Raw genomic sequence first — 20,603 nt, 5'->3', positions numbered from 1 at the left:
CACGAAACTGACCGGCCGTCGGGCTGACGCGCCGTCGTGGAGGGGCCGCGGAATCCGCAGGCAGGGCCGTCATGTGCCCGGGTTGCCGGGACGGAGCCGGTCCTGACGGAGCGAGCGGAGCGAGCGACCATCAGAAGGTGCGCGCATCGCGAAGCCCGCCACCGAGCGTCAGCGAGGTGGCTATGAGCGGAGGAGACAGGAGCATGGCCGGCGCAATGCGCAAGATGGCGGTCTACCTCGGCCTCGTGGAGGACGAGACGTACGACGGCCAGGGGTACGACCCCGACGACGACTACGACGCGGACCCCGAGCCGATCCGGACGGGCCAGCGGACCGAGGACATCCCCCGGCCGGCCCCGGCTCCGGTGGCCGCCGCGCCCGCTCCGGTCTCCTCGATCGCCCCGCAGCCGGTGCCCGCGGCGGTGCCGATCCGACAGGAGACTCCGAGGATGGCCCCCGTGTCGTCCATCACACCCGAACGTCGCCACAACCTGGAGAAGAGCGCACCGGTGATCATGCCCAAGGTCGTGAACGAACGAGAGCCCTACCGCATCACCACGCTGCACCCCCGGACCTACAACGAGGCCCGTACCATCGGGGAACAGTTCCGCGGCGGCACCCCCGTGATCATGAATCTGACGGAGATGGACGACACCGACGCGAAGCGCCTCGTAGACTTCGCCGCTGGACTCGTCTTCGGTCTGCACGGCAGTATCGAGCGCGTGACACAGAAGGTGTTCCTGCTGTCGCCTGCTAACGTCGATGTCACGGCGGAGGACAAGGCTCGGATCGCCGAGGGTGGGTTCTTCAACCAGAGCTGACCCGGCCACGACTTTACGTGTGGATCTGATCAACAGTGGTTTAGCGACAGGTGACGAGCGGCAGGCCCGAGGGATCGGGACCGGGGAGAGGGAAACGCGATGGACATCGTGTGGGCGGTGCTCTACTACGCCCTGACCGTCTTCCTGGTGTTCCTGCTCGTACGACTGGTCATGGACTGGGTCTTCCAGTTCGCGCGTTCGTGGCGGCCCGGCAAGGCCATGGTCCTGGTCCTGGAGGCCACGTACACTGTCACGGATCCGCCGCTCAAGCTTCTTCGGCGGCTCATTCCGCCGTTGCGTTTCGGGGGCGTGGCGCTCGACCTGTCCTTCTTCGTACTGATGATCATTGTGTATGTCCTGATCTCGCTTGTGCACCCCTAGTCGTAGGTGAGCGATGCGACAGGATGCCGGTGTGCCGACGATCACGTTGAGGTGAAGAGATGCCATTGACCCCCGAGGACGTTCGGAACAAGCAGTTCACGACCGTCCGCCTGCGTGAAGGCTATGACGAGGACGAGGTCGATGCCTTCCTCGACGAGGTCGAGGCGGAGCTGACCCGCCTCCTCCGGGAGAACGAGGACCTGCGCGCCAAGCTGGCCGCGGCGACTCGTGCCGCCGCGCAGAACCAGGCCAACCTGCGCAAGGAGCCGCAGCAGGACGCGCCCCGACAGGGCGGCGCTCCGGTGCCGGCCGCCATATCCGGTCCGCCGGTCCCCGGCCAGCAGGGTCCGGGCGGCCCGCAGCAGATGGGCCCCGGTGGTCCGCAGCAGATGGGTCCGGGTGGTCCGCAGCAGATGGGCCCCGGCGGCCCGCAGCAGCAGATGGGCAACCAGCCCCTCGGCCTGCCCGCCGGATCCGCCCCGCAGCTTCCCGCTGCCGGCGGCCCGCAGCAGCAGCAGATGAACCAGACCATGGGCGGCCAGCAGCAGCTGGTCCAGCCGATGGGCGGTCAGATGCTCCAGCCCATGGGCGGTCCCGGTGGCCCGCAGCAGATGGGCAACCCGATGGGCCAGGGCATGGGCCAGCAGCAGATGCAGCCGATGGGCGGCCCCATGGGCGGCCCGCAGCAGCAGCAGATGCAGCCGATGGGCGCCCCGATGCAGCAGCAGGGCCCCGGTGGCGACAGCGCGGCCCGCGTGCTGGCGCTCGCTCAGCAGACCGCCGACCAGGCGATCTCCGAGGCCCGCTCCGAGGCCAACAAGATCGTCGGCGAGGCGCGCAGCCGGGCCGAGGGCCTGGAGCGCGACGCCCGTGCGAAGGCCGACGCGCTGGAGCGGGACGCGCAGGAGAAGCACCGCGTCGCGATGGGCTCGCTGGAGTCGGCGCGGGCCACGCTGGAGCGCAAGGTCGAGGACCTGCGGGCGTTCGAGCGTGAGTACCGCACCCGTCTGAAGTCGTACCTGGAGACCCAGCTGCGTCAGCTGGAGTCGCAGGCCGACGACTCGCTCGCCCCGCCGCGGATCCCCGCCACCGCGTCGCTGCCGCCGGCGGCCTCGTCGATGGCTCCGGCCGGTGCCGGCGCGATGAGCAGCGGTGCGCCGAGCTTCGGCGGCGGCCAGCCGTCCTTCGGGGGCAACTCGCCGTCCTTCGGCGGGAACAGCTCCTTCGGTGGCAACTCCTCGGCGCCGAGCTTCGGCGGCCAGTCGACCGGTGGCAACAGCGGTGCTCCGCAGATGCAGCCGGCCGGGATGACCCAGCCGATGGCGGCCGTCCGTCCGCAGCCGCCGCAGCCGATGCAGCAGGCTCCGGCGCCGATGCGGGGCTTCCTGATCGACGAGGACGGCGACAACTGAGGTTGTAGCAGCGCCTTCCGAGAGCGCCCCCTTTCCGACCCACGGGTCGGGGAGGGGGCGCTCTTCTGTGTGGGGGGCGTGCGGGGAGGGGAAGCGCTGCGGCCGGGGGCGTGGGGATCCGGGCGGGGGCGTGCGGGAGCCGGGGTGGCTGCGGGGCGTGGGCGGGTACGGCGAAGCCGCCGTCACCCCGGGGTGACGGCGGCTTCGTTGTCGGGCGGTCAGGCCTTGCGGAGCTGGAAGGCCAGGCCGAGCGACTCGTCGGCGAAGGTCTCGGACTCCCAGTCGGCGGCACCGGCGGCGAAGTCGGTGGCGAGGACCTCCTCGGCGACGAGGGGACCGTGCTCGGCGATCGCCTCGGCGGTCTCCTCCGAGGCGGCGCGCCAGCGCAGGACGATGCGGTCGGCGACGTCCAGGCCGGAGTTCTTCCGGGCCTCCTGGATCTGGCGGATGGCGTCGCGGGCGATGCCGAGCCGCTTGAGCTCCGGGGTGATGGCCAGGTCGAGGGCGACGGTGGCGCCGGACTCGTTGGCGACGGCCCAGCCCTCGCGCGGGGTCTCGGTGATGATCACCTCGTCCGGGGAGAGGGTGACCGTCTCGCCGTCCAGCTCGACCGAGGTCTCGCCGGTGGCGCGCAGTTCGGCGGCCAGGCGGGCGGCGTCGGTGGCGGCGACCGCCTTGGCGACGTCCTGCACGCCCTTGCCGAAGCGCTTGCCCAGCGCGCGGAAGTTGGCCTTGGCGCTGGTGTCGACCAGCGAGCCGCCGACCTCCGCCAGCGACTCCAGGGTGGAGACGTTGAGCTCCTCGGCGATCTGCGCGCGCAGGTCGGCCGGCAGCTCCTCCCAGCCCTGGGCGGCGACCAGCGCGCGGGACAGCGGCTGACGGGTCTTCACGCCGGACTCGGCGCGGGTGGCCCGGCCCAGCTCGACCAGGCGGCGGACCAGCGCCATGTGCTTGGAGAGCTCGGTGTCGATCAGCGACTCGTCGGCCTCCGGCCAGGTGGCCAGGTGCACCGAGGCCGGAGCCTCCGGGGCGACCGGGACGACCAGGTCCTGCCAGACCCGCTCGGTGATGAACGGGGTGAGCGGGGCCATCAGGCGGGTGACCGTCTCCAGCGCCTCGTGCAGCGTGGCGAGCGCGGCGGCGTCGCCCTGCCAGAAGCGGCGGCGGCCGCGGCGGACGTACCAGTTGGACAGGTCGTCGACGAAGCCGGACAGCAGCTTGCCGGCGCGCTGGGTGTCGTACGCCTCGTAGGCCGCGTCGACCTCGCGGACCAGGGTGTTCAGCTCGGAGAGCACCCAGCGGTCCAGCTGCGGGCGGTCGGCCGGGGCCGGGTCGTTCGCGGACGGCGCCCAGTTCGAGGTGCGGGCGTACAGGGCCTGGAAGGCGACGGTGTTCCAGTAGGTGAGGAGGGTCTTGCGGACCACCTCCTGGATGGTGCCGTGGCCGACCCGGCGGGCCGACCAGGGCGAGCCGCCGGCCGCCATGAACCAGCGGACGGCGTCGGCGCCGTGCTGGTCCATCAGCGGGATCGGCTGGAGGATGTTGCCCAGGTGCTTGGACATCTTGCGGCCGTCCTCGGCCAGGATGTGGCCCAGGCAGACGACGTTCTCGTAGCTGTTCTTGTCGAACACCAGGGTGCCGATCGCCATCAGCGTGTAGAACCAGCCGCGGGTCTGGTCGATCGCCTCGGAGATGAACTGCGCCGGGTAGCGCTTCTCGAACAGCTCCTTGTTCTGGTACGGGTAGCCGTACTGGGCGAAGGGCATCGAGCCCGAGTCGTACCAGGCGTCGATGACCTCGGGCACGCGGGTGGCGGTGCCGCCGCAGTCGCGGCAGTCGAAGGTCACCGCGTCGATGTACGGGCGGTGCGGGTCGAGGCTGCTCTGGTCGGTGCCGGTGAGCTCGGACAGCTCGGCCAGCGAGCCGACGCAGGTGAGGTGGCCCTCCTCGCAGCGCCAGATCGGCAGCGGGGTGCCCCAGTAGCGGTTGCGGCTGAGCGCCCAGTCGATGTTGTTGTTCAGCCAGTCGCCGAAGCGGCCGTGCTTGACCGTGTCCGGGAACCAGTTGGTGGCCTCGTTCTCACGGATCATCGCGTCCTTGACGGCGGTGGTCCGGATGTACCAGGACGGCTGCGCGTAGTAGAGCAGCGCGGTGTGGCAGCGCCAGCAGTGCGGGTAGCTGTGCTCGTACGGCAGGTGGCGGAAGAGCAGGCCGCGCTCCTTGAGGTCCGCGACCAGGTCCTCGTCGGCCTTCTTGAAGAACTGGCCGCCGACCAGCGGGACCTCGGGGGCGAAGGTGCCGTCGCCGAGCACCGGGTTGACCACCGGCAGGCCGTACCGGCGGCAGGTCGCGAGGTCGTCCGCGCCGAAGGCGGGGGACTGGTGGACGATGCCGGTGCCGTCCTCGGTGGTGACGTACTCGGCGGTGACGACGTAGTGGGCGTTCTCGATCTCGACCAGGTCGAAGGGGCGGCGGTAGGCCCAGCGCTCCATCTCGGCGCCGGTGAAGGACTCGCCGGTGGTCTCCCAGCCCTCGCCGAGCGCCTTGGCGAGCAGCGGCTCGGCGACGACGAGCCGCTCGTTCCCGTCGGTGGCCACCACGTAGGTGACCTCCGGGTGGACGGCGGCGGCGGTGTTGGAGACCAGGGTCCACGGGGTGGTGGTCCAGACCAGCAGGGCGGCCCGGTCGGCCAGCGGGCCGCTGGTCAGCGGGAAGCGGACGAAGACCGAGGGGTCGACCACGGTCTCGTAGCCCTGGGCCAGCTCGTGGTCCGAGAGGCCGGTGCCGCAGCGCGGGCACCAGGGGGCGACGCGGTGGTCCTGGACCAGCAGGCCCTTGTCGAAGATCTGCCGCAGCGACCACCAGACGGACTGGACGTACGACGGGTCCATCGTCCGGTAGGCCTCGTCGAGGTCGACCCAGTACCCCATGCGGGTGGTCAGCTCGGTGAAGGCGTCGGTGTGGCGGGTGACGGACTCACGGCACCTGGCGTTGAACTCGGCGATGCCGTACGCCTCGATGTCCTGCTTGCCGGAGAAGCCCAGCTCCTTCTCGACGGCGAGCTCGACCGGCAGGCCGTGGCAGTCCCAGCCGGCCTTGCGGGCGACGTGGTAGCCCTTCATGGTCCGGAAGCGCGGGAAGACGTCCTTGAAGACGCGGGCCTCGATGTGGTGGGCGCCGGGCATGCCGTTGGCGGTCGGCGGGCCCTCGTAGAACACCCACTCGGGGCGGCCCTCGGACTGCTCCAGGCTGCGCTGGAAGATCTTGTTGTCCTGCCAGAACGACAGGATCTGGTGTTCCAGGGCAGGCAGATCCACCTGCGCGGGGACGGGGTTGTAGGTGCTGGCCATCGCGGCGTCTACCTCCGGCGGATGCTGGGACTGGATCCTCCGGAGGGACGAGACGGACCAGGCCGCCCCGCGGTACCACCCTCCTTGGCCGCGGTACTGCTGTTCGCGGCCCTCTTGTTTGGGCTTGCTGCCGGGTCTAGTGGGCCGCTGCGGCATCGCGGCGGCCGTTCTTCCGGCGGCTCCGGGGTGATCTTCCCGCCGTGCACACCCCCGGGCTCGCACCGTCCCCGGGTCGCTGGTGGCTGCGTACGTCGGTACTCGTCCCATCTGCGCCTTGCAGGCCCAGTGTATCGGCCGGGCGAGTCGGTTTGTCCAAAGCGTTTCCCGGCGGGCGGTCCGCGGGCGCGCCGGTGGGCGCCCCGGGAGTGCTCCGGCCATGCTCCGGGAGCGCTTCGGGAGCACTCCGGGGGCGTGCGGCGGCGGAGGTTAGCCGGAGTCGATCTGGGCACAAATCCATGAGCGCACGGGGCGTGACGGTTGGGGCGGCTGCCTGGGTGGGAACGTTATGAGGCGTCGGTATGTCATGTTGTGACCGGTTTTGATCGGGATTATCGTTCCGGCACTGGAAGCCGCCGGGAACCGGCGGCTCGATTCGTTCGTAGATGGGGTCGAAAGCCATGGCTGAGAAGGGAACCGGCGCGGGTACCGCCACCAAGCGGGCACGCAAGGCCGTGGCGGTCGACCCAGGGGAGGGGACCGTGACCACTACCGCACCGAAGAACGGCACCGACACCGTCACCGCGCCGCGCGGCGCCGAGTCCGTGGACCCGGCCACGCTGCCGGTCCGGCCGGGCGAGGACCCGTGGACCACCGAGGAGGTCCACGAGCTGCACGACGAGCTGATCAGCGAGCTGGACCGGCTCCGCAGCGAGATCGACGCCGCCGAGGCGGCCATCTCCGGCCTGATGCGCGACTCCAACGACGGGGCCGGCGACGACCAGGTGGACGCCGGTACGAAGAACATCTCGCGGGAGAGCGAACTGGCGCTGGCCAACAACGCGCGCGACAGCCTGGCGCAGACCGAGCGCGCGCTGGAGCGGCTGGAGGGCGTCGGCTTCGGCACCTGCGAGTCCTGCGGGCAGGCCATCGGCAAGGCCCGGATGCAGGCCTTCCCCCGGGCGACGCTCTGTGTGCAGTGCAAGGCCAAGCAGGAACGCCGCTGACCAGGGCGGCCGGAGGGACGCGAGGGGTCGGGCTTGCCGTACGCTCGACCCCGTAACGTCGCCTGAAGGATGCCGCCTGACGCGTTCGTGAACGCGGGCAGGCCATCACCGGCCCACCACCCTCCCCCTCCTGCGGACCGGGGGAGCTCCACCGGCAGCGGAGCGGATCATCAGCACGCAAGGTTCCCCCCAGACCCGGGACGACGCCGTCCCGACCCCCGCCGATGCCGTGGAGGTGCCCGTGGCCGAGCCGACCGGGGCGTCCGCGGACACCACGACGGACGGGAAGCCCAAGGGTCCGCGGCGGATCGGCGTGCTGCTGGTCGTCGCGGTGCTCGCCCTCCTGATCGACCTCGGCAGCAAGCTGCTGGTGGTCGCCCGGCTGGAGAACCACGCGGCGATCAAGGTGATCGGGGACGTGCTCACCCTCCAGGTGATCCGGAACTCGGGCGCGGCCTTCGGGATGGGGCAGGCGCTGACCGTCGTCTTCACGGTGATCGCCTCCTCCGTCATCGTTGTGATCTGGCGGATCGCCCGGAAGCTGTACAGCCTGCCCTGGGCGATCGCGCTCGGGCTGCTGCTCGGCGGGGCGCTCGGCAACCTCACCGACCGGCTGTTCCGCGCGCCCGGGGTCTTCCGCGGCCACGTGGTGGACTTCGTCTCCGTCCAGTACTTCGCGGTCTTCAACCTCGCGGACTCGGCGATCGTCTGCGGCGGAATCCTGGTGGTCCTGCTCTCCTTCCGGGGCAGCAACCCGGACGGGACCGTCCACCAGGAGGTCGAGAAGGCCGGGAAGGCCGGGAAGCCGGAGCAGGGCGAGAAGTAGCGCCGGACCGCCGGCGGGCGGGGGAGGGCCGCGGTTCCGGCATACTCGTACGGGTGAGTACCGCAGCGCAGATCCGCAGCCTCCCCGTTCCCGACGGCCTGGAGGGCGAGCGCCTCGACGCCGCCCTGGCCCGGATGTTCGGCTTCTCCCGGACCAAGGCCGCCGAGCTGGCCGCCGACGGCAAGGTGATGATCGACGGCGCCGTGGCCGGCAAGTCGGACCGGGTGACCGCCGGCTCCTGGCTGGAGGTCGAGATCCCCGCCCCGGCCGCGCCGGTGCGGATCGTCGCCGAGCCCGTCGAGGGCATGCGCATCGTGCACGACGACGAGGACATCGTGCTGATCGACAAGCCGGTCGGCGTCGCCGCGCACCCCAGCCCGGGCTGGACCGGCCCCACCGTGATCGGCGGACTGGCCGCGGCCGGGTACCGGATCTCCACCTCGGGCGCCGCCGAGCGCCAGGGCATCGTGCACCGCCTGGACGTCGGCACCTCCGGGCTGATGGTCGTCGCCAAGTCCGAGCGCGCGTACACCGACCTCAAGCGGCAGTTCCACGACCGGATCACCGAGAAGCGCTACCACACGCTGGTGCAGGGCCACCCGGACCCGATGAGCGGGACGGTGGACGCGCCGATCGGACGGCACCCCAGCTCGGACTGGAAGTGGGCCGTCACCCGCGATGGCAAGGCGTCGATCACCCACTACGACCTGATCGAGGCGTACCGGGCCGCGTCGCTGCTGGCGATCAAGCTGGAGACCGGGCGCACCCACCAGATCCGCGTCCACATGTCCGCGCTGCGGCACCCCTGCGTGGGCGACCTCACGTACGGCGCCGACCCCACGCTGGCCAAGCGGCTCGGGCTGACCCGGCAGTGGCTGCACGCGGTGTCGCTCGGCTTCGAGCACCCGGCGGACGGGCAGTGGGTCGAGTTCTCCAGCGAGTACCCGGAGGACCTGAAGAAGGCGCTGGACATCATCGCGGCGGAGAGCTGAGATGACGGCCGCCGAGGTGCCGGCCGTCACCGTCCGGGTCGTCGACGGGGAGGCGGACCTGGAGCTGGCGCGGGCCGTCCGGCGCGAGGTCTTCGTCGTCGAGCAGAACGTGCCCGAGGAGCTGGAGTACGACGAGTACGACGCGACCTCGGTGCACCTGCTGGCCGTCGGGGCCGACGGGGCCGCGCTGGGGACGGCGCGGCTGATCTTCGGCGAGCAGGCGCGCGGGCTCACCGGGGGCGTCGAGGGGCGCGTGCTGCTCGGGCGGCTCGCGGTCGTCGCGGCGGCCCGGGGGACGGGGCTGGGCGCGGAACTCGTCCGGGCCGTCGAGGCCGCGGGGGCCGCGCGCGGGGGCGTGGAGGTCGAGCTGCACGCGCAGGTGCGGGCGCTCGGGTTCTACGAGCGGCTGGGGTACGTGGCCGAGGGGCCGGTGTACGACGACGCCGGGATACCGCACCGGACGATGACACGGGTGCTGTAGGACCCGCTCTGATCGCGCGGTTCCCCGCGCCCCTGTTCCGGGGCGCGGGGAACTCCGCTTTTCGGGGCTTCGCCGGCGGGGCCGGGCGCCGGTCAGGTGTCGGTGGTGCGGAGGCGGGGGAGCGCGTGGGGGTGCTCGTCGCGCAGGTGGGCGATGAGCTGCTCGCGGATGTCGAAGCGGAGCCGGGCGGCGTCGTCGGGGGTGCGGGCGGTCATGGTGGCGCGGACGACGATGGTGCTGGGCGTGGTGTCGGTGACGTCGAGGGCCCACTCGCCGCCGTCCCAGAGCGGGTGCCGGTCGAGGCGGGCGCGCAGGGTGGTGCGCAGCTCGTCCACCCGGGTGGTGTGGTCGAGGTGGAGCAGGACGGCGGCGAGCAGGCCGGGGTCGCGGCGGGTCCAGTTCTCGAAGGGCTTGTTGACGAAGTACGAGACCGGGACGATCAGCCGGCGGTAGTCCCAGAGCCGGACCACCAGGTAGCTGAGGGTGATCTCCTCGACGGTGCCCTGTTGCCCGTCCACCACGACGGTGTCGCCGATCCGGACGGTGTCGCCGAAGGCGATCTGGAGGCCGGCGAAGAAGTTGCCCAGGGTGCTCTGGGCGGCGATGCCGGCCACGATGCCGATGATGCCCGCCGAGGCGAGCAGGCTGGCGCCGATGGTGCGCATGGCGGAGAAGGTCAGCAGCATCACGGCCACCGTGACCACGACGATCAGCGCGTCGGCCGCCCGGCGCAGCATGCTGATCTGGGTGCGCACCCGCTGGACCCGGGCCGGGTCGTCGACGCGGCTCTCGTACCGGCTGAGCAGGGCCTCCAGGACGGCGGCCACCACGCGGACGGTGAGCCAGCCCAGCGAGGCGAGCAGGAGCAGCAGGAGCAGGTGCTGGGCGCCGTCGTCGTGCTTCAGGTGGAAGATCCGCTGGAGCGGCTTGGCGGCGAGCAGCAGGGCCGACACGACGGCGAGCTGGAGCGGGATCCGGCAGCGGCGCAGGAGCGGCCAGACCGGTGCCGACGGCTGGCGGGCGGCGATCCGCTGGAGGGCCTGGTCGACGATCCAGCCGATCGCCAGGGTGGCGGCGACGGTGGCGAGCAGCGAGAGCAGCGGCCGGAGCATGCGCCGTACGATACCCGGGCACAGTGGGGCGAAGCGGACGTAACGGTGCGGGGCTCGGGTGACACCCCGGGCGGCGCTTCCAGGGGGTGCCTTTATCGGACGCCTACCCGGACGGCGGATACGATCAGCGGCCATGGAGTTCGGTGGGGCATGGCGTCGCTGGCGCGCCCGGGGAACAACGGTCAGACACAGGCTGCTGGCCGGGGCGGTGGCCCTGGCGGCCGTGGCCGCGGCCGGCACCGCGACGGTGGCGTCCGGCGGTGAGCAGGCGGTCCGTCAGGAGGACCGTTTCCTCAGCATGCCGGAGACGCCCGGCAGCGCCCAGCAGGTCCAGCTGGACACCTCCTTCTTCACCACCGGCGGCGGTCCGCGCCCGGCGGTGCTGCTCGCCCACGGCTTCGGCGGCTCCAAGGAGGGCGAGCGGCAGCGCGCCGAGCAGCTGGCCCGGCAGGGGTACGCGGTGCTGACCTGGTCGGCGCGCGGCTTCGGGCACTCGGGCGGGAAGATCGGCCTGAACGCGCCCGACCGCGAGGTCGAGGACGTCAAGCACCTGGTGGACTGGCTGGCCCAGCGGCCCGAGGTGCAGCTGGACGGGCCCGGCGACCCGAAGGTCGGCATCACCGGCGCCTCGTACGGCGGGGCGGTCTCGCTGCTGGCCTCCGCGTACGACCACCGGATCGACGCGGTGGCCACCCAGATCACCTGGTGGAACCTGGCCGACGCGCTGTTCCCGCAGGGCGTGCAGGGCTCGGGCGCGGCGGACGGCGTGTTCAAGAAGCTGTGGGCCGGGATCTTCTTCACCACCGGCTCGGCCGGGGACCTCGGGCCCTCCGGGGAGGCGCCGCGGGAGAGCGGCGGCCCCGGGCCGAAGGCGGACGGGCCGGTCGGCTGCGGGCGGTTCCTGGAGTCGCTCTGCCAGATGTACGACCGGGTCGCCACCGCCGGGCACGCCGACCCGGAGGCCGTCGCGCTGCTGGACCGCTCCAGCCCGTCCTCGGTGGCGGCGCAGCTCAAGGCGCCGACGCTGGTGGTGCAGGGGCAGCAGGACTCGCTGTTCCCGCTGGACCAGGGCGACCGGATCGCCAAGGCGGTGGCCGCCAACGGCGCACCGGTGGCGGTCGACTGGTTCGCCGGCGGCCACGACGGCGGGACGGACACCAGCGCCCGGGTCGACGACCGGGTCACCGCCTGGTTCGACCACTATCTGAAGGGCCGCGGCAACGACACCGGCGCCGCGTTCCGGGTCACCCGCACCGGCGGGGTCGACTCGACCGGCTTCCAGGCCGTGCTGCGCGGGGCCACCGCTGACCGGTACCCGGGCCTGGGCGGGACCGGCTCGCGGACCGTCGAACTGGCCGGCGGCGAGCAGACCCTCGCCAACCCGCCCGGCGGCGCGCCGCCCGGCATCTCGACACTGCCCGGCGTCGGCGCGCTCAGCCAGGCCGCCTCGCTGGGCGCCGGGCTCTCCCTGGACTTCCCCGGGCAGAACGCCGCCTTCGACTCTGCGCCGCTGGACTCGCCGCTGCACCTGACCGGGCAGCCGACCGTCCCGGTGCGGGTGACGGCCGACCGGCCGGACGCGGTGCTGTTCGCGAAGCTGTACGACGTCGGCCCGGACGGCAAGGCGGTGCTGCCGCAGCAGCTGGCCGCCCCGCTGCGGGTCACCGGCGCGGACGCCGGGCAGACCGTCACGGTGGCGCTGCCGACCGTGGACCACACCTTCCCGGCCGGGCACCGGGTGCGGCTGGTGCTGGCGAGCACCGACCTCGCGTACGCCTCGCCGGTCGAGCCGGCCACCTACCGGGTGGCGCCGGCCGGGGCGCTCACCGTGCCCACCGTCGAGGAGCTGGTCACCGAGGCGGCGCCGCTGCCCGCGCGGACCTGGCTGCTGCCGGTGATCGCCGTCCTGGCGGCCGCGGCCCTGCTGCTGGCACCGCGGCTGCGGCGCCGGCGGGCCGCCGCCGGGCCCGGCTTCGACCCGGAGCTGGCCGCCGTGCCGCTGCTGATCAGCGGGCTGAGCAAGCGCTACAAGGGCGCCCAGGACCGCTACGCCGTACGGGAGCTGGGCTTCCGGGTGGAGCGGGGGCAGGTGCTCGGGCTGCTCGGGCCGAACGGCGCGGGCAAGACCACCACGCTGCGGATGCTGATGGGACTGATCCGGCCGGACGCCGGGGAGATCAGGATCTTCGGGCACCTGGTGCGGCCCGGCGCGCCGGTGCTGTCGCGGGTCGGGGCGTTCGTGGAGGGCGCGGGCTTCCTGCCGCACCTCACCGGGCGGGCCAACCTGCGGCTGTACTGGCAGGCGACCGGACGGCCGGAGGCCGACGCGCGCTTCGACGAGGCGCTGGCCATCGCCGGGCTCGGCGAGGCGCTGGACCGCGCGGTGCGGACGTACTCGCAGGGCATGCGGCAGCGGCTGGCGATCGCGCAGGCGATGCTCGGGATGCCGGACCTGCTGATCCTGGACGAGCCGACCAACGGGCTGGACCCGCCGCAGATCCGGGAGATGCGCGAGGTGATGATCCGGTACGCGGCCGGCGGGCGGACCGTGATCGTGTCGAGCCACCTGCTGTCCGAGGTCGAGCAGAGCTGCACGGACCTGGTGGTGATGGACCGCGGGCGGCTGGTCACGGCCGGCCCGGTCGCGGACATCGTGGGCGCCGGCGAGCTGCTGATGATCGGCATCGCCGAGCCGTACGACCCGGCCTCGGTGGCCGACAAGGTGGCCGCGCTGGCCGGGGTCGGCTCGGCGGAGGCCGTCGAGGGCGGACTGCTGGTGCGGCTGGACGGACTGGCGGCCAGCGAGCTGCTGGCCGAACTGGTGCGGCTGGAGGTGCCGGTGGAGAGCGCCGGGCCGCAGCGGCGGCTGGAGGACGCGTTCCTGTCGTTGATCGGAGGTGGAGCGTGAGTGCCGTGACGAAGGACCACACGGAGCCGGAGGACCGTGCCGGGTCGATGGACCACGCCGAGGGGTACCGGGCGGGCCGGACGCTGCCGCTGCGGGTGGAGGCGGTGCGGCAGCTGCGCCGGCGCCGCACGATGGTGATCGGCGGGGTGCTGGCCGCCATGCCGTTCGTCATCCTGGCCGCGTTCCAGCTCGGCGGCACCCCGGGCCGTCCGGACCGGACCACCTTCATCGAGCTGGCCACCGCCTCGGGGGCCAACTTCGCCGTCACCATGCTGTTCGTCGGCACCGGCTTCATGCTGGTCATCCCGGTCGCGCTGTTCTGCGGGGACACCGTCGCCTCCGAGGCCAGCTGGTCCTCGCTGCGCTACCTGCTGGCCGCGCCGGTGCCCCGGGCCCGGCTGCTGGCCCGCAAGTTCGCCGTCGGGCTGGGGTTCTCGGCGGTGGCGGTGGTGATGCTGCCCGCGATCGGGCTGGTCGTCGGCACCGCGGCGTACGGCTGGGGGGACCTCAAGCTGCCCGCCGGGGTCAGCCTGCCGGCCGGGCAGGCGCTGCCCCGGATCGCCATCGCGGTGGCCTTCGTGTTCCTCAGCGAGATCGTGATCGCGGCGCTGGCGTTCTGGCTCTCCACGGCGACGGACGCGCCGCTGGGCGCCGTCGGCGGCGCGGTGTTCGCCTCGATCATCACCGGGGTGCTGGACGCCGTCACCGCGCTCGGCGACCTGCGGGAGTGGCTGCCGGCGCACTGGCAGTACTCCTGGGCGGACGCCCTGCAGCCGCAGCTGGAGTGGGGCGGCATGGTGCAGGGCGTCTCGCTGTCGCTCTCGTACGCGGTGGTGCTGCTGGCGCTGGCGTTCCGGGGGTTCGCGCGCAAGGACGTGGTGTCGTAGCCGGGCGTGGGGCTGTGGCCGGAGGCGGGGGCGGACGTGGGGCCGGAGGTGGGGGCGCGGCGTTCGGCGGGGGATGCGGGATCATGGGTGGGTAGCTGACCTCCCTGGTGAAGGACCCGAACCGTGGCCCAGATCGTCCTCTTCCACTCCGCCTACGGGCTGCGCCCCGCCGTGCACGCCGCCGCCGAGCGGCTGCGCGCCGCCGGGCACACCGTGCACACGCCGGACCTGTTCGACGGGCGGACCTTCGAGTCCGTCGAGGAGGCGCAGGAGTTCCAGGAGGAGCTCGGCGGCCGCGACGAGCTGCTGCGCCGGGCGGTGACGGCGGCCGCGCCGGTGTCCGAGGGCGGGCTGGTGTACGCCGGCTTCTCGCTCGGCGGCGCGGTGGCGCAGAACCTGGCGCTGGCCGACGAGAAGGCGCGCGGGCTGCTGCTCCTGCACGGCACCTCGGACCTGCGGGAGGACGCGGTCACCGAGATCCCGGTGCAGCTGCACATCGCGGAGCCGGACCCGTTCGAGCCGGAGGACTGGCTGAACGCCTGGTACCTGCGGATGCGCCGGGCCGGGGCGGAGGTGGAGGTGCACCGCTACCGGGGCGCCGGGCACCTGTTCACCGACCCGTCGCTGCCGGACTACGACGAGGACGCGGCCGAGCGGGCCTGGGCGGCGTCGCTGGACTTCCTCGCGGAGCTGGACGGCTGACGGCTGACGGCCGACGGAGGGGCGGAGCACGGAACCGCCCGCCCGGACGGGGATCCGGGCGGGCGGGGCGGAGGCGGGCGGGGTCAGGCCGGCGTGGGCTTGATCATGGCGAAGGGGGCGCCCTGCGGGTCGGCGACGACGGTCATCCGGCCGGCCATCATGTCGAAGGGCGGGGCGAGGACGGTGCCGTTGCGCTTGACCAGGGCGTCCACGGTGGAGTCGACGTCGTCGACCGCGAAGTAGGTCAGCCAGTGGGCCGGGGTGCCGGGCGGGTCGTTGGCGAGCAGGGTGGCGCCGCCCACCGGCTTGCCGCCGACCTGCAGCACCCAGTACGAGTCCACGCCCGGCATCGGCTCGATCTCGATGCCGAACGCCTCGCCGTAGAAGCCGGTGGCGGCCGGGATGTCGCTGGTGTGCAGTTCGTTCCAGGTCAGCGCGCCGGGCTCGTTGACGACCTGGGCGCCGAAGAACTCGCCCGGCTGCCAGACGCCGAACACCGCGCCCTGCGGGTCGGCGGCGATCAGCATCCGGCCCAGGTCGCCGACGTCCATGACCGGGACGAGCAGGGTGCCGCCGGCGGCGACGATCGCGTCCTGGGTGGCCTGGGCGTCGGTGCTGGCCAGGTAGCTGGTCCAGACGGTGGGCGGCTCCGGCATCCCCTCGGGGGCCGACGCCGGGCCGATGCCGGCCGCGGCCTTGCCGTCGAGCGTGCAGACGGCGTAGCCGCCGAACTCGGCCGGGCCGGCCTGCCCCTGCCAGCCGAGGAGGTCGCGGTAGAAGTCCAGTGCGGCCTGCTGGTCCTTGGCCATCAGGTCGACCCAACACGGGGTGCCGGTCGCGTACGGGGTGGTGACTTCGGGCATGATCGCCCTTTCTGGTGAGGGGTCCCTGCCGGTCACCATCTCCTCGTGCACCGTGCTTCGCCACTCGAGACACCGCCCCGGCCGCCGGCTCGGTCGAGGCCCCGGGCGAGGGCAGGGGTGAGGGCCCGGGCGGCGGCCCGGGCGGGGTCGACCCCGATGGCCGTACCGGTGCGCCCGTTCGAGCGGCGGTCGGGTCGACACCGTGTGCGGCGGCACCGGCCGATGGTTCGAGCACTGACGCTTCTGTGTGGCACCACCAGCCCCTGTGCCGGCGCCTCGGGCGCCGGCCGCTCGCCACCGGAGGCAACCCCTTGAGAAAGAGCCACTGGACCAGTCGACGGTTCACCGCCGCCGTCGTCGGCGCGACCGCGACGGCGGTCGTCCTCTCCCCGGCCGGGGCCGGAGAGGCCTTCGCGGCCCGGGCCTGCTTCGAGCGGTCCGTCGAGCCGTACACCTCGGTGGTCGACAGCCACCTGCACTTCCGGCCCTTCGGCGGACCGGCGATCCCCTTCGAGGAGATGACCGACTACCTGCGCAAGAGCGGGGTCCGCTACGCGAACATGTTCGGCATCGGGCAGGTGCTGCCCGCCGACTCCGACTGCGTGTACTACCTCGACTGTCCCGGCACGCCCGTACGGCCGAGGATGCGCAACGACTTCGCCAACGCCGAGAGCCTGCGCGAGTTCCGGCCGACCGACCCGGACCTCACGCTCTCCATGACGTTCATGGACCTGCACCACCCCGAGACCGTCCCGCCCGGGATCGAGCTGCTGGACCGCGAGTACCCGGGGATGTTCCGCTGGGCCGGCGAGGTCAACGTCGTCAAGCAGGCGCTGTTCCCGAACCTCGCCGAGCCGGCCACCAGCGAGGACATCCCGAACTGGGCGCCGTTCATGAAGGTGTTCCGCGAGCGGGGGCTCCCCGTCACCTTCCACTCCGACCTCGGCAACGACGTCGAGCCGACGAAGTACCTGCACCTGATGGAGGAGATCCTCGCGCAGTACCCCGACAACAAGATCGTCTGGGCGCACATGGGCCTCTCGAAGGAGCTCTCCCACATGGACCCGGACGAGCACATCCGCATCCTGGAGCGGCTGCTCGACCAGCACCCCAACCTGACCGTGGACCTGAGCTGGCGGGTGCTGGAGGACCAGTACTTCAGCCTGCCCGGCGTACGGCAGAAGTACGCGTCCTTCCTCGACCGCCACCCGACCCGGGCGATCACGGGGACGGACTTCGTGGCGGCGCGGAACAAGGACTACGCGGTGTACGAGCAGGAGTTGGAGGTCACCAGCCGGATCAACCGCGCGCTCGGGGACGAGGCCTTCCGGGACATCGCGCTCGGCCAGAACTACTTCCGGCTGCTGGGCCTGAAGGCCAAGGCGCCCAAGGTCTGCCCGTCCGGCGCCAAGCCGGTCGGCAAGGACGCGACCTACCCGAGCCCGCCCGGGCAGCCCGCCGGCGTGGCCGACGAGGACTGAGCAACTCGCGGACGGCGGTCGGCCGTTGACGTGGCCCCTCGCGCCGGTGGGCGCGAGGGGCCACGGCGCGTCCGGCCGGGGGTGGTCGGAGAGCGGACGGTGGCTTGAAAGCGACCCTTGTGGGTAGTTGATCGGACGCATAGCGTGACGGCCTGCCGCATCGCGGTTCCTGCCAGCCCGATGAGAGAGGTGGCTTCGCCATGCCCGAAAACCTCGACTACGCCGAGCCCATCGAGCCCACGCCCGCCGTCGCCGCGGCGAACCGGAAGGCCGCCGAGGAGTCCCGGATCGCCGACGAGAAGGACGGCCGGGACTTCGCGGACGCCAGCCGGTTCATGATCTCCCCGCCGGACGTCCCGGTCATCATGTCCCGCAAGAACCCGGAGCAGGTGGTCTGGGACTTCACCGCGTACGACTTCCTGGAGCCCGACCTGCGCTCCGAGATGCCGACCGTCAACGGCAGCCTCCACCGGCAGGGCGAACTGACCGCCATCGCCGGGCTGTTCCAGGTCACCAGCTGTCGTGAGTACCGGGTCTACCAGGTGCGCGGCTACGACCTGTCCAACATGACGATCGTCGAGTCCGACGAGGGCCTGGTCGTCATTGACCCGCTGGCCTGCTACGAGACCGCGCAGGCCGCGCTCCGGCTGTTCCGCGACAAGACCGAGCTCAGCAAGGAGCTGCGGCCGGTCAAGGGCGTCGTCTACACCCACTGCCACGTCGACCACTTCGGCGGCGCCCGCGGCCTGTTCCACGAGCTCGGCGACCCGCTGGAGCCGGGTGTCCCCGTCGTCGCGCCGGAGGGCTTCCTGGAGCACGCCGTCAGCGAGAACATCTACGCGGGCCCCGCGATGGCCCGGCGCGCCCAGTACATGTACGCGGCGCAGCTGGACAAGGGCCCGACGGGGCAGGTCGGCGCGGGCCTCGGACTGACCATCTCCACCGGCGAGGTGACCCTCGTCCCGCCGACCGTCTACATCGGCGGACCGGAGCACCCGGCCGTCCCCGAGAAGGACTGGCAGAGCGCGTACGTCATCCCGTGGCGCCAGGGGCTGTACCAGTACAAGCTGGCCGGCGTCCAGATGCTGTTCCAGCTCACCCCGGGCACCGAGGCCCCGGCGGAGATGAACATCTACCTGCCGGACGCCCGGACGCTGTGCATCGCCGAGAACGCCACCCACACCATGCACAACATCCTCAGCCTGCGCGGCGCGCAGGTCCGGGACGCGCACGCGTGGTCGAAGTACCTCACCGAGGCGATCCAGACCTTCGGCAAGGAGACCGACGTCCTGTTCGCCTCCCATCACTGGCCGATGTGGGCCGAGGCGGACTCGGGCGAGAAGGTCAGCAACGCGCGCATCCTCGAATTCCTCAACAAGCAGCGCGACATGTACGGCTACCTCAACGACCAGTCGCTGCGGCTGATCAACGCCGGCCGCACCGGCATCGAGATCGCCGAGGAGCTGAAGACCCTCCCGAGCGGCCTCAACGACCACTGGTACAACCAGGGTTACTACGGCTCGATGAGCCACAACCTCAAGGCCGTCTACCAGCGGTACATGGGCTGGTACGACGCCAACCCGGCCCACCTCTGGGAGCTGCCGCCCGTCCAGGCGGGCGCGGGCTACGTGGCGGCGATGGGCGGCGCCGAGGCCGTGATCGGCGCGGCCCGGACCGCGTACGAGACCGACACCCCGGACGGCTTCCGCTGGGCGGCCGAACTCCTCAACCACGTCGTCTTCGGGGCCGCCGCCGAGGGCAGCCCGATCACCGAGGCGTCGCTGACCGAGGCCAAGCAGCTCCAGGCCAAGGTCTTCACCCAGCTCGGCTACGGCGCCGAGAACGGCACCTGGCGCAACGCCTACCTCACCGGCGCGCAGGAGGTCGTCAACGGCCCGCAGCCGCTGATCACCAGCCAGAGCTCCGCCGACCTGATCCGCAGCACCACCCTCGACCAGTACTTCTCCGCCCTCGCGCGGAGCGTGGACGGGCCGACGGCCGCCGAGCAGCACCGGATCCCGATCGTGCTCGACTGGGTGCTCACCGACACCGGCGAGAAGTGCACCACCACCCTGCGCAACGGGGTGCTGGTCTTCGTGCCCGGCGGCGACCGCCTCGTCGACGTGCCGGACGCCACCATCACGCTCACCCGTCAGACGCTCAACGAGCTGGCCATGGTCCCGGGCTTCCAGCGCAACTTCGACGAGGCGGTGCAGGACGGGACGATCACGCTGGCGGGCGAGCGGGCCAAGGAGTCGGCCGACGCCGTCTTCGGCACCCTGACCCTCCCCAACCCGAAGTTCCCGATCGTCACCCCGTAGCCACACCGTCCGGCCCCTCCGGTCGCCGGCCCGTCGTGGGGGCGGGGCGCGGGAACGGAGGGGGTGCGGCCCCTCGCGCCGGTTCGGGCGCGAGGGGCCTCGCTGTGCGGGAGGTCGGGTGGGCCTCCTGTGTTGGGGGGAAGAAGCCGGAGCGGCCCCTCGGGCGGCCCGTTCGGCGTACGGTCGACGTATGGACGTACGCGCGCGACTGCTCTCGGTCAACGTCGGCAGGCCCCGGCCGAACCCGTGGAAGGAAGACCTCGGGCTCACCGGCATCGACAAGCGCCCCGTGGACGGCCCGGTCGCGGTGGCCGCGCCGGGCCCCAAGGGGACGGGCGCCGTCGCCCTGGCCGGGGACCGGGTGTACGACGTGAAGAACCACGGCGGCGACGACCAGGCGGTGTACGCCTACGCCCGGGAGGACCTGGACGGCTGGCAGACGGAGCTCGGCCGGGACCTGGCCAACGGCTCCTTCGGCGAGAACCTGACCACCACCGGCCTGGACGTGAGCGGCGCTCTGATCGGGGAGCGTTGGCGGATCGGCCCGGACGTCGTCCTGGAGGTGTCCTGCTCGCGCATCCCCTGCGGGACCTTCCAGGGCTGGCTGGCGAGAAAGGGCTGGATCCGGCGCTTCACCGAGGCGGCCCTGCCCGGCGCCTACCTGCGGGTGGTCGAACCGGGCGAGCTGCGCGCGGGGGACGCGGTGGAGGTGGTGCACCGCCCGGACCACGACGTCACGGTGGCCCGGTCGTTCCGCGCGGTGACGACCGAACCGGAGCTGCTGCCGGGCCTGTTGGCGGCGGAGGCACTCCCGGAGGAGATCAAGGAACTGGTGCGCCGGAGGGTCCGGGTGTAGGGCCGTTTCCTCGAACTCGCACGAGCGGGAGGTCTACCGCTCCCTGG

16 protein-coding genes are annotated in these 20,603 nt (G+C 72.4%); 13 read left to right on the top strand and 3 right to left on the bottom strand.

Features of this window, described 5'->3' with window-relative positions:
* Positions 1–203 precede the first annotated feature (203 nt).
* The 3 genes from ACFY4B_RS00515 to ACFY4B_RS00505 all read left to right on the top strand — a co-directional run bounded on the left by ACFY4B_RS00515 (position 204) and on the right by ACFY4B_RS00505 (position 2,614).
* Complete coding sequence (locus ACFY4B_RS00515; protein WP_049649528.1) at positions 204–821, top strand: cell division protein SepF; 618 nt, start codon at positions 204–206, stop codon at positions 819–821.
* A 99-nt stretch (positions 822–920) separates the two neighbouring features.
* The gene (locus ACFY4B_RS00510) at positions 921–1,202 is read left to right on the top strand and encodes a YggT family protein (RefSeq protein WP_030060143.1); all 282 of its coding nucleotides are present in this window, start codon (positions 921–923) and stop codon (positions 1,200–1,202) included.
* A gap of 59 nt (positions 1,203–1,261) precedes the next feature.
* Positions 1,262–2,614, top strand: coding sequence for a DivIVA domain-containing protein (locus ACFY4B_RS00505; RefSeq protein ID WP_049649529.1), 1,353 nt, complete (start codon positions 1,262–1,264; stop codon positions 2,612–2,614).
* A 218-nt stretch (positions 2,615–2,832) separates the two neighbouring features.
* Here the strand turns inward: ACFY4B_RS00505 and ileS are convergent, their stop codons facing one another.
* On the bottom strand, positions 2,833–5,964 hold the full coding sequence (gene ileS, locus ACFY4B_RS00500; protein WP_387966125.1) for an isoleucine--tRNA ligase: 3,132 nt from the start codon (positions 5,962–5,964) through the stop codon (positions 2,833–2,835).
* A 698-nt stretch (positions 5,965–6,662) separates the two neighbouring features.
* Here ileS and ACFY4B_RS00495 point away from each other — a divergent pair.
* The 4 genes from ACFY4B_RS00495 to ACFY4B_RS00480 all read left to right on the top strand — a co-directional run bounded on the left by ACFY4B_RS00495 (position 6,663) and on the right by ACFY4B_RS00480 (position 9,426).
* On the top strand, positions 6,663–7,127 hold the full coding sequence (locus tag ACFY4B_RS00495) for a TraR/DksA family transcriptional regulator (RefSeq protein ID WP_234348203.1): 465 nt from the start codon (positions 6,663–6,665) through the stop codon (positions 7,125–7,127).
* 241 nt (positions 7,128–7,368) lie between these two features.
* The gene (gene lspA, locus ACFY4B_RS00490) at positions 7,369–7,953 is read left to right on the top strand and encodes a signal peptidase II (protein WP_380741666.1); all 585 of its coding nucleotides are present in this window, start codon (positions 7,369–7,371) and stop codon (positions 7,951–7,953) included.
* 53 nt (positions 7,954–8,006) lie between these two features.
* Positions 8,007–8,945, top strand: a complete 939-nt coding sequence (locus ACFY4B_RS00485; RefSeq protein ID WP_049649532.1) for an RluA family pseudouridine synthase — start codon at positions 8,007–8,009, stop codon at positions 8,943–8,945.
* A gap of 1 nt (position 8,946) precedes the next feature.
* Complete coding sequence (locus tag ACFY4B_RS00480) at positions 8,947–9,426, top strand: GNAT family N-acetyltransferase (protein WP_387966124.1); 480 nt, start codon at positions 8,947–8,949, stop codon at positions 9,424–9,426.
* Positions 9,427–9,518: 92 nt separating this feature from the next.
* Here the strand turns inward: ACFY4B_RS00480 and ACFY4B_RS00475 are convergent, their stop codons facing one another.
* Complete coding sequence (locus ACFY4B_RS00475) at positions 9,519–10,538, bottom strand: mechanosensitive ion channel family protein (protein ID WP_049649534.1); 1,020 nt, start codon at positions 10,536–10,538, stop codon at positions 9,519–9,521.
* 133 nt (positions 10,539–10,671) lie between these two features.
* Here ACFY4B_RS00475 and ACFY4B_RS00470 point away from each other — a divergent pair, with 133 nt between their 5' ends.
* From ACFY4B_RS00470 to ACFY4B_RS00460, 3 genes are all read left to right on the top strand, one after another.
* Positions 10,672–13,446 (top strand): alpha/beta fold hydrolase, encoded by a 2,775-nt coding sequence (locus tag ACFY4B_RS00470; RefSeq protein ID WP_387966123.1) that lies wholly within the window; start codon positions 10,672–10,674, stop codon positions 13,444–13,446.
* Positions 13,447–13,493: 47 nt separating this feature from the next.
* On the top strand, positions 13,494–14,333 hold the full coding sequence (locus ACFY4B_RS00465) for an ABC transporter permease (protein WP_049649556.1): 840 nt from the start codon (positions 13,494–13,496) through the stop codon (positions 14,331–14,333).
* Between the two features lie 123 nt (positions 14,334–14,456).
* A complete protein-coding gene (locus ACFY4B_RS00460) occupies positions 14,457–15,035 on the top strand; it encodes a dienelactone hydrolase family protein (protein ID WP_049649536.1) in 579 nt (192 codons plus the stop codon).
* Positions 15,036–15,118: 83 nt separating this feature from the next.
* On the opposite strand, the gene ACFY4B_RS00455 is transcribed toward ACFY4B_RS00460, so the two are convergent.
* Positions 15,119–15,898 carry a VOC family protein gene (locus tag ACFY4B_RS00455; RefSeq protein ID WP_375873995.1) on the bottom strand — a complete coding sequence of 260 codons (780 nt, stop codon included), beginning with the start codon at positions 15,896–15,898 and terminating at the stop codon, positions 15,119–15,121.
* Positions 15,899–16,209: 311 nt separating this feature from the next.
* Between ACFY4B_RS00455 and ACFY4B_RS00450 the strand changes: the two genes are divergently transcribed.
* The 3 genes from ACFY4B_RS00450 to ACFY4B_RS00440 all read left to right on the top strand — a co-directional run bounded on the left by ACFY4B_RS00450 (position 16,210) and on the right by ACFY4B_RS00440 (position 20,556).
* Entirely contained in the window at positions 16,210–17,379 is a 1,170-nt protein-coding gene (locus tag ACFY4B_RS00450) for an amidohydrolase family protein (protein WP_063780040.1), read from the top strand.
* Between the two features lie 200 nt (positions 17,380–17,579).
* Complete coding sequence (locus tag ACFY4B_RS00445) at positions 17,580–19,700, top strand: alkyl/aryl-sulfatase (RefSeq protein WP_387966122.1); 2,121 nt, start codon at positions 17,580–17,582, stop codon at positions 19,698–19,700.
* Positions 19,701–19,890: 190 nt separating this feature from the next.
* On the top strand, positions 19,891–20,556 hold the full coding sequence (locus ACFY4B_RS00440; RefSeq protein ID WP_074000920.1) for an MOSC domain-containing protein: 666 nt from the start codon (positions 19,891–19,893) through the stop codon (positions 20,554–20,556).
* Positions 20,557–20,603 lie beyond the last annotated feature (47 nt).

This window comes from Kitasatospora sp. NPDC001261 (genome assembly GCF_042896795.1).
In the GTDB taxonomy this organism is placed as follows: Bacteria; Actinomycetota; Actinomycetes; order Streptomycetales; family Streptomycetaceae; genus Kitasatospora.
The sequence above is the reverse complement of the archived record's forward strand: the minus strand, read 5'-3'. Positions and strand labels throughout refer to the sequence as shown.